The sequence below is a fragment of the Nocardioides sp. genome (assembly GCF_035429765.1).
Taxonomy (GTDB): Bacteria; Actinomycetota; Actinomycetes; order Propionibacteriales; family Nocardioidaceae; genus Nocardioides.
In genome coordinates this window covers 4458-11498 of sequence record NZ_DAOMFK010000101.1, presented here as the reverse complement: position 1 = coordinate 11498, position 7041 = coordinate 4458, and the positions used below count along the sequence as shown (strand labels likewise).

Below are 7041 nucleotides of genomic sequence, written 5' to 3'. Positions count from 1 at the left end.
GCCCGGGGGGGCCGTCGGGGGTCGTCGGTTACCGCATCCGGGTCCGCCACCGCAGCCCGCTCCCCGGGGGGTCGTCCCCCGGGAGCGGCTCCACCCGGACGCCGACCTCGAGGCCCGCGATCCGGGCCAGCTGCTCGTGGACCACCGCCGCCTTGAGTGCGCGCTGGCCGGCCGGCGAGACGTGCTGGAAGTCGCAGCCGCCGCAGCCGCCGGGCCGTGCGAGGGGGCACGGCGGCTCCACCCGGTCCGCAGCGGCGACCCGGACCTCGACCGCGTCCGCACGCCAGAACCGGTCTCCGTCGCCGCCCTCGGTCACCTGTGCGACCACCCGCTCCCCGGGCAGCGTGTGCCGGACGAACACGACCCGGTTGCCCTCGTCGGGAACCCGGGCCACGCAGAAGCCGCCGTGCGCGACGGCTCCGACCTCGAGCTCGAACCGCTCCCCCACCCGGGACCGGCCCCGCTGACGGCGGGGCCGGGGCGTGCGTCTCAATCCTGCCTGCTCAGCGGCACCTGGGAGTCGTCGCCGCCGGGCTCCACCCGGCCACGGCGCAGGTCGCCGGCGTGGGGGCGGCTCGCCTCCCGGTCCTCGCGCTCGGCACTGTGCACGGAGGAGCGCAGCTGGTAGGGCACCGAGATCATCATCACCCCGGGCGCGAACAGCAGCCGCGCCTTCAGCCGCAGCGCCGTCTGGTTGTGCAGCAGCTGCTCCCACCAGCGCCCCACGACGTACTCGGGGATGTAGACGGCCACCACGCCGCGCGGGCTCGCCTTGCGGATCTGGGAGGCGTAGTCGACGATCGGCTTGACCACCTCGCGGTACGGCGAGTACAGGATCTTCAGGGGCACGTCGATGTTGCGCTCGTCCCACTCCTCCAGCAGCCGGTCGGTAGCGGCCTGGTCGGTGCTGACGTAGACCGCCTCGAGCACGTTGGGCCGGGCCGCCTTCGCGTACGCCAGCGCGCGCAGGGTCGGTTTGTGCAGCTTCGAGGTGAGGACCATCGCGTGCACCCGGGTCGGGAGCACCTTGTCCTGCTCGTCGGCGGACAGCTCGGCCTCGACGCTGTCGTAGTGCCGGCGGATCCCCCGCATCACCAGGAAGAACAGCCCCATCGCCAGGATCGTGATCCAGGCGCCCTCGAGGAACTTGGTGAGGAGGACGACCACGAGGACGACGGCGGTGAACGCCAGGCCGATCGCGTTGATCAGGCGGGAGCGCACCATCAGCCGGCGGGCGGCCGGGTCGGTCTCGGTGCGCAGGTGCCGGGTCCAGTGCCGGATCATGCCGAGCTGGCTGAGGTTGAAGGAGACGAAGACACCCACGATGTAGAGCTGGATCAGCCGGGTCGTCTCGGCGTTGAAGGCCTGGATCAGCGCGATCGCCATCAGGGCGAGGAAGACGATCCCGTTGCTGTAGGCCAGCCGGTCGCCCCGGGAGCCCAGCGCCCGGGGGGCGTAGCCGTCGTGCGCCAGGATCGAGGCGAGCACCGGGAACCCGTTGAAGGCGGTGTTGGCCGCCAGCACCAGGATGATGCCGGTGACGGTGACGACCGTGTAGAAGCCGATCGGGAAGTTGTGGAACACGGCTTCGGCGATCTGCGCGATCACCGTGTGCTGGGCGTAGTCGGCGGGGAGCGGGCTCCCGTCGGGCAGGGTAAGGCGCTCCAGCTCGTGCGGGTCGACGTACTTCAGGCCCATCTGGTCGGCCAGCACGATGATGCTGAGCATCATCGTGATCGCGATCATGCCGAGCAGCAGCAAGGTCGTGGCGGCGTTGCGGCTCTTGGGCTTGCGGAAGGCGGGCACGCCGTTCGAGATCGCCTCCACGCCGGTCAGGGCCGCACAGCCGGAGGAGAACGCCCGCGCCAGCAGGAACATCAGCGCGATCGTGGTGAGGGGGCCGTCGAAGCCCGGGCTCGGCTCCATGACCAGGTCGGCGCTCTCGACGTCGGGCAGCGTGCCGGCGGCGAGCTCGACCATGCCCAGGGCGCACATGCCCAGGATCGCCACCATGAACAGGTAGGTGGGCACGGCGAAGACCGTGCCGGACTCGCGGATCCCGCGCAGGTTCACGGCCATCAGCAGCAGCACCATCACCGAGGCCACGGTCGCACGGTGGTCGTAGATCGCGGGGAAGGCGGCCGCGGCGTACTGCGCGCCGGAGGAGATCGACACCGCCACGGTGAGCACGTAGTCCACCAGCAGGGCACTGGCCACGGTCAGGCCGGCGGTCGGCCCGAGATTGACGGTGGCGACCTCGTAGTCGCCCCCGCCGCTGGGGTAGGCGTGCACGGTCTGCCGGTACGACGCCACCACGGCCGCCATGACGAGGGCGACAGCGATGCCGATCTTCCAGGACCAGACGTACATCGAGGCGCCGGCCACCCCGAGCATGATGAAGATCTCGTCGGGTGCGTAGGCGACTGAGGAGAGCGCGTCGCTGGCGAACACCGGGAGCGCGATCCGCTTCGGCAGCAGCGTCTCGCCGAGCTGCGAGCTGCGCAGCTTGCGACCGACCAGGATGCGCTTGGACACATCGCCGATACCCACGTTTGGCAAGGCTAGTCCACGCGAGGGCAGGGACAGGCTCTGGCTGGGATACCGTTTCGGTGTGCACGTCGTGATCATGGGCTGCGGCCGGGTCGGGTCGACCCTCGCGCGCGGCCTGGAGGACCGTAACCACACCGTCTCGGTCATCGACAGCGAGCCCGACTCGTTCCGCCGGCTGGGGCCGGCGTTCAACGGCGACAAGGTCACCGGCTACGGCTTCGACCAGGCGGTGCTGGAGAAGGCCGGGATCCGCCGGGCCGACGCGTTCGCCGCGGTGTCCAGCGGCGACAACTCCAACATCATCGCCGCGCGAGTCGCCCGGGAGACCTTCGGCATCCAGCAGGTCGTGGCCCGGATCTACGACCCCGGACGCGCCGAGGTGTACCAGCGTCTGGGGATCACCACGGTGGCCACGGTCAAGTGGACCGCCGACCAGGTCATGCGCCGACTCCTGCCGGTGGGCGCCGAACCCGACTTCCGCGACCCCACCGGCACGATCCGGCTCGACCAGGTGCCGGTCCCGGACGCGTGGATCGGCCACCGAACCATCCACTTCCAGGACCAGAGCCGCAGCCGGATCGCGTGGATCGACCGCCTGGGTGACGGCATGCTGCCCAACCGCGACTCGGTGCTTCAGGAGGGCGACCTGATGCACCTGGTCATGCGGGAGGAGAACGCCGCCCACGCCTACGCCGTCCTCACCCGCGGCCCCGAGGAGCACTGACCCATGCGCGTCGCCATCGCCGGGGCGGGAGCGGTCGGCCGCTCCATCGCCCGTGAGCTCATCGCCAACGGTCACCAGGTGCTGCTGATCGACAAGCAGCCCTCGGCGATCAAGCCCGAACGCGTCCCGGACGCCGAGTGGCTGCTCGCGGACTGCTGCGAGCTGTCCTCACTGGAGGAGGCCCAGCTGAGCCACTGCGACGTGGTGATCGCGGCGACCGGCGACGACAAGGCCAACCTGGTGGCCTCCCTGCTCGCCAAGACCGAGTTCGGCGTGCCCCGCACGGTCGGCCGGGTCAACCACCCCAACAACGAGTGGCTGTTCACCGAGGCCTGGGGCGTGGACGTGAACGTCTCCACCCCGCGGATCATGTCGGCCCTGGTCGAGGAGGCGGTCACCGTCGGCGACCTGGTCCGCCTGTTCACCTTCCGCAAGGGCAACGCGAACCTGGTGGAGATGACGCTGCCGGAGGACTCGCCGTACGTCGGTCACCCGAGCGGGCTGATCCCGTTCCCGGAGAACTGCGCGCTGGTGACGATCCTGCGCGACGGCAAGGTCTACGAGCCCGACGACGAGCAGCCGCTGGAGGCCGGCGACGAGCTGCTGTTCGTGGTGGCCACCGAGATGGAGTCGGAGCTGGAGCGGCTGCTGGTGCCGCGACGGCACGACGGCTGAGCCCGGCCTCCGGTCAGCCCCGCTCGACGACGTCCACGGCAGCGGCCGGCTGCTCCAGCGGGGTGTGGTCGCGGGCCAGCAGCCAGGTCATCGTGGCGAGCGCGGCCAGGCGCAGCGGCCAGCCGAGGCCGAAGCGCAGGGTGCCGAGGGCCAGCACGGCCGTGTCCGCGTCCATCATCCCCGACCACCCGGCGAGCCAGACCGGTCCCTGCAGCGCGACTCCGACGATGCCCGGCAGGACCAGCACCCACGTCAGTCGGCTGCACAGCCGGACGATCTGCCGGTCCTGGTGCCAGGCCGTGGGCTCGCCGGTCACTCCCCCGAGCATGAAGCCCATCAGCGGCCACCCGGCCAGGCAGCTGCCCGCCACCCCGATCGAGTAGACCGTCGTCCAGATCAGCCCGGGGAGGAAGAACGCGAGCGCCTGCTCGTCGGCGCTGCCCCCCGAGCGGGCCGAGAGCTGTACGAAGAACCAGCCCAGACCGATCCCGAACAGGGCGTTCATCACGAACTGCACGGTGGTGCGCTGCACGAGGCGGGCGACCAGGAGCACGAGCGCGGTCACCACGCTCACCGCCAGGGCCGACTGGATGTCCTTGCCGACCAGCCAGACGAAGGTGAACAGCAGCGTCGGCAGCGCCGCCTCGAGCATGCCGCGCCGACCGCCGAGCGCGGTGGCGAGCTGCTGGCGAACGACCGCCTCGACGGTGGCCACCGATGCAGGTTGGTGCCCGGTCACGGCATCAGCTCGTAGCGGGGGTTGAACATGATCCTGGTGCCGTCGTGGACGCCGATCCGCCCGCGCACCTGCACGGAGCGCCCGGGGGCGACCCCTCCGATCCGTCGGCGCCCCAGCCAGATGACGGTGATGGCGCCGGTGCCGTCGTACAGCTCGGCCTCGAGTGCGGGAACGCCGCCCCGTGGGCGGAGGGTGACGGTGCGCAGGGTGCCCTGAAGCCGCACCTCTACACGGTTCGGCGACTTCGCGATGGTGTTCAGGCCCGACTCCGCGAACTCCGCACGGAGGTCGCGGTCGTGCTGGTCGGCGCTGCTCGCCCACGCGGAGAGGGCGGTGCGCAGCCGGGCTCGGTGGTGCATGGGCCGAGTGTACCGGCGGTTCAGGAGGGGCGCCGGACCTCCGGGGGCAGGGTGATCGGCAGGGCGTCACCGGGCGGCATGGCGTGGCTGCCGCGGTTGACCACCACGTGCGCCAGGGTCTCCTCCCAGTCGGCGGCGTCGTCGGGGTCGACCGCCGGCCGGCCCAGGAAGGTCGCCCGGAGGAACCAGCGCGGGCCGTCCACGCCGACGACCCGGGAGGGCTGCAGGCCGACCTTGCCGTCGGGGCGGCGCAGCGGCCGCTGGCACACGAGCTCGGTCCCGAAGCGCCCCTCCCGCTCGGTGGCGGTGCCGCCGTGCCTGGCGGTCTCGGCGGCGATGTGCTGGCGGTGCTCGGGCCACAGCTCCCCGTGGCGTGGCGCGGCGAAGGCACGCAGCTCCAGCGCACCGTCCGGCCCGGCCAGCAGCACCGACTGGACGACCTGGCTGGCCTCGTCCACCTGGAGCCGCAGCTCGCGGTCCGGCTCCGGGGTGATCAGCAGGCTCCCGAGGTCGACCCGGTCGACGTCGTCGTCGGCGACGTCAGCCGCGTCGTAGGGGCCCGACAGGCCGGCCGCCTCCATGGCGACCGGCTCCTCGCGCTCGACCGCCGGCTCGGGGGGGGCGTCGACGGACTTGCGACGGAACCTCACACCTACTCCTCCACGTCAGGAAGGGCGAACCCTCCGGTAGAACCGTAGCCCCCCGCGCCGCGCGCCGACTCCGGGAGCACCTCGACCTCCACGAACCGGGCGCGCTCGACCCGCTGGACCACCAGCTGGGCGATCCGGTCGCCGCGGCGCAGCCGGACCGGCTCCCGGGGATCGAGGTTGACCAGCAGCACCTTCACCTCGCCGCGGTACCCCGCGTCGACCGTTCCGGGCGCGTTCACGATGGACAGCCCGTGCCGGGCGGCCAGTCCCGAGCGGGGATGGACGAGACCGACGTACCCGGCGGGCAGGGCCAGCGCGACCCCGGTCGGCACGAGGGCACGCTCCCCCGGCTCCAGCGTGACGTCGACGGCGGTGACCAGGTCGGCACCGGCGTCCCCCGGGTGGGCGTAGACCGGGCCGGGCAGTCCGGGGTCCAGGCGCAGCAGCGCCACCTCGAGGTCGGGGTGCGGTGCAGGCACCGGGTCAGGTTCGACGGGCACGGCTGGTGACCCTACCCCGCCCGCCGGGCGGGGACGTGCGGGCCCTGCGCCGTCAGCGCATAGGCTGGCCCCGTGGAGTTCGAGGAGCGTCTGGCGGTGCCGCTGCGCTGGTGGGTGCAGGGCACCCTGCTGGTGGCCAGCCTGTGGCTCGCGCTGGTCGTGGCTCTGCCCTCGAGCTGGGCCTGGTCGGTGACCGCGGCTGCGCTGGCGGGGATGACGGTGTTCCTCCGGTCCTACGGCGGTGCGGTGGTGCGGGTCCGGGACGGTCGGCTGCAGGCGGGGCGGGCCGAGATCGAGGTGGCCCTGCTGGGCGAGGCCGTCGCACTGGACTCCGCGCAGACGCGCCGGCTGGCCGGGGTGGACGCCGATGCCCGCGCGTACCTCCTGCTGAGGCCCTACCTCGCCCGGGGGGTGCGCGTGGACCTGGCCGATCCCGCCGACCCCACGCCGTACTGGCTGGTGAGCACCAGGCGACCCGACGAGTTGGTGACCGCCCTGCGTCGGGCGAGCGCTACGCTGAGCGTCGGCAGAGTCCCCCAGGAGGAGTGATGGCTTCGAGCTCGAAGGCGTGGTCCGCGCTGTCCCTCGGCGCGACGCTCGGGGCCGCAGTGCTGGCCCGCAAGGCGGTGAACACCTCGTGGCGGGTGGCAACCGGGAAGCGTCCGCCCGAGAACCCGGCCGACCCCGACGTGGACCTGCGCGAGGCGATCGCCTGGGCGGTGGTCAGCGGGACGATCGTCGCCCTGGCGCGCATGCTCGCGACCCGCCGGGCGGCCCGCTACTACGCCCGGACCACCGGATCGCTGCCGCCGCAGCTGGCCGCCGACGACGCGCGCGACTGAGC

Annotated in this window: 10 protein-coding genes; 4 read left to right on the top strand and 6 right to left on the bottom strand. The window is 72.4% G+C overall.

The features are described from left to right. Positions 1-28: 28 nt before the first annotated feature. Both PLP61_RS10535 and PLP61_RS10530 read right to left on the bottom strand, forming a co-directional pair. Complete coding sequence (locus PLP61_RS10535) at positions 29-493, bottom strand: TRAM domain-containing protein (protein WP_324502669.1); 465 nt, start codon at positions 491-493, stop codon at positions 29-31. Then, complete coding sequence (locus PLP61_RS10530; RefSeq protein ID WP_324502668.1) at positions 490-2550, bottom strand: APC family permease; 2061 nt, start codon at positions 2548-2550, stop codon at positions 490-492. Before PLP61_RS10530 ends, PLP61_RS10535 begins: the two co-directional genes overlap by 4 nt. A 76-nt stretch (positions 2551-2626) precedes the next feature. Here PLP61_RS10530 and PLP61_RS10525 point away from each other — a divergent pair, with 76 nt between their 5' ends. Together PLP61_RS10525 and PLP61_RS10520 are read left to right on the top strand one after the other, a co-directional pair. Next, entirely contained in the window at positions 2627-3274 is a 648-nt protein-coding gene (locus PLP61_RS10525; protein WP_502889024.1) for a potassium channel family protein, read from the top strand. Positions 3275-3277: 3 nt separating this feature from the next. Next, positions 3278-3949 (top strand): potassium channel family protein, encoded by a 672-nt coding sequence (locus PLP61_RS10520; protein ID WP_324502666.1) that lies wholly within the window; start codon positions 3278-3280, stop codon positions 3947-3949. A 13-nt stretch (positions 3950-3962) separates the two neighbouring features. Here the strand turns inward: PLP61_RS10520 and PLP61_RS10515 are convergent, their stop codons facing one another. From PLP61_RS10515 to dut, 4 genes are read right to left on the bottom strand one after another with little or no spacing between them, the layout of a single operon-like run. After that, positions 3963-4664, bottom strand: coding sequence for a DUF3159 domain-containing protein (locus PLP61_RS10515; protein ID WP_324502665.1), 702 nt, complete (start codon positions 4662-4664; stop codon positions 3963-3965). A 20-nt stretch (positions 4665-4684) separates the two neighbouring features. Further along, positions 4685-5047, bottom strand: a complete 363-nt coding sequence (locus tag PLP61_RS10510; RefSeq protein ID WP_324502664.1) for an OB-fold nucleic acid binding domain-containing protein — start codon at positions 5045-5047, stop codon at positions 4685-4687. A 20-nt stretch (positions 5048-5067) separates the two neighbouring features. Next, entirely contained in the window at positions 5068-5697 is a 630-nt protein-coding gene (locus PLP61_RS10505; protein ID WP_324502663.1) for a DUF3710 domain-containing protein, read from the bottom strand. A 2-nt stretch (positions 5698-5699) separates the two neighbouring features. Continuing rightward, on the bottom strand, positions 5700-6197 hold the full coding sequence (gene dut, locus PLP61_RS10500; protein WP_324502662.1) for a dUTP diphosphatase: 498 nt from the start codon (positions 6195-6197) through the stop codon (positions 5700-5702). A 72-nt stretch (positions 6198-6269) separates the two neighbouring features. Here dut and PLP61_RS10495 point away from each other — a divergent pair, with 72 nt between their 5' ends. Further along, entirely contained in the window at positions 6270-6746 is a 477-nt protein-coding gene (locus PLP61_RS10495) for a DUF3093 domain-containing protein (RefSeq protein ID WP_324502661.1), read from the top strand. Continuing rightward, the gene (locus PLP61_RS10490; RefSeq protein WP_324502660.1) at positions 6746-7039 is read left to right on the top strand and encodes a DUF4235 domain-containing protein; all 294 of its coding nucleotides are present in this window, start codon (positions 6746-6748) and stop codon (positions 7037-7039) included. The genes PLP61_RS10495 and PLP61_RS10490 overlap by 1 nt, the downstream gene beginning before the upstream one ends. Positions 7040-7041: the final 2 nt, after the last annotated feature.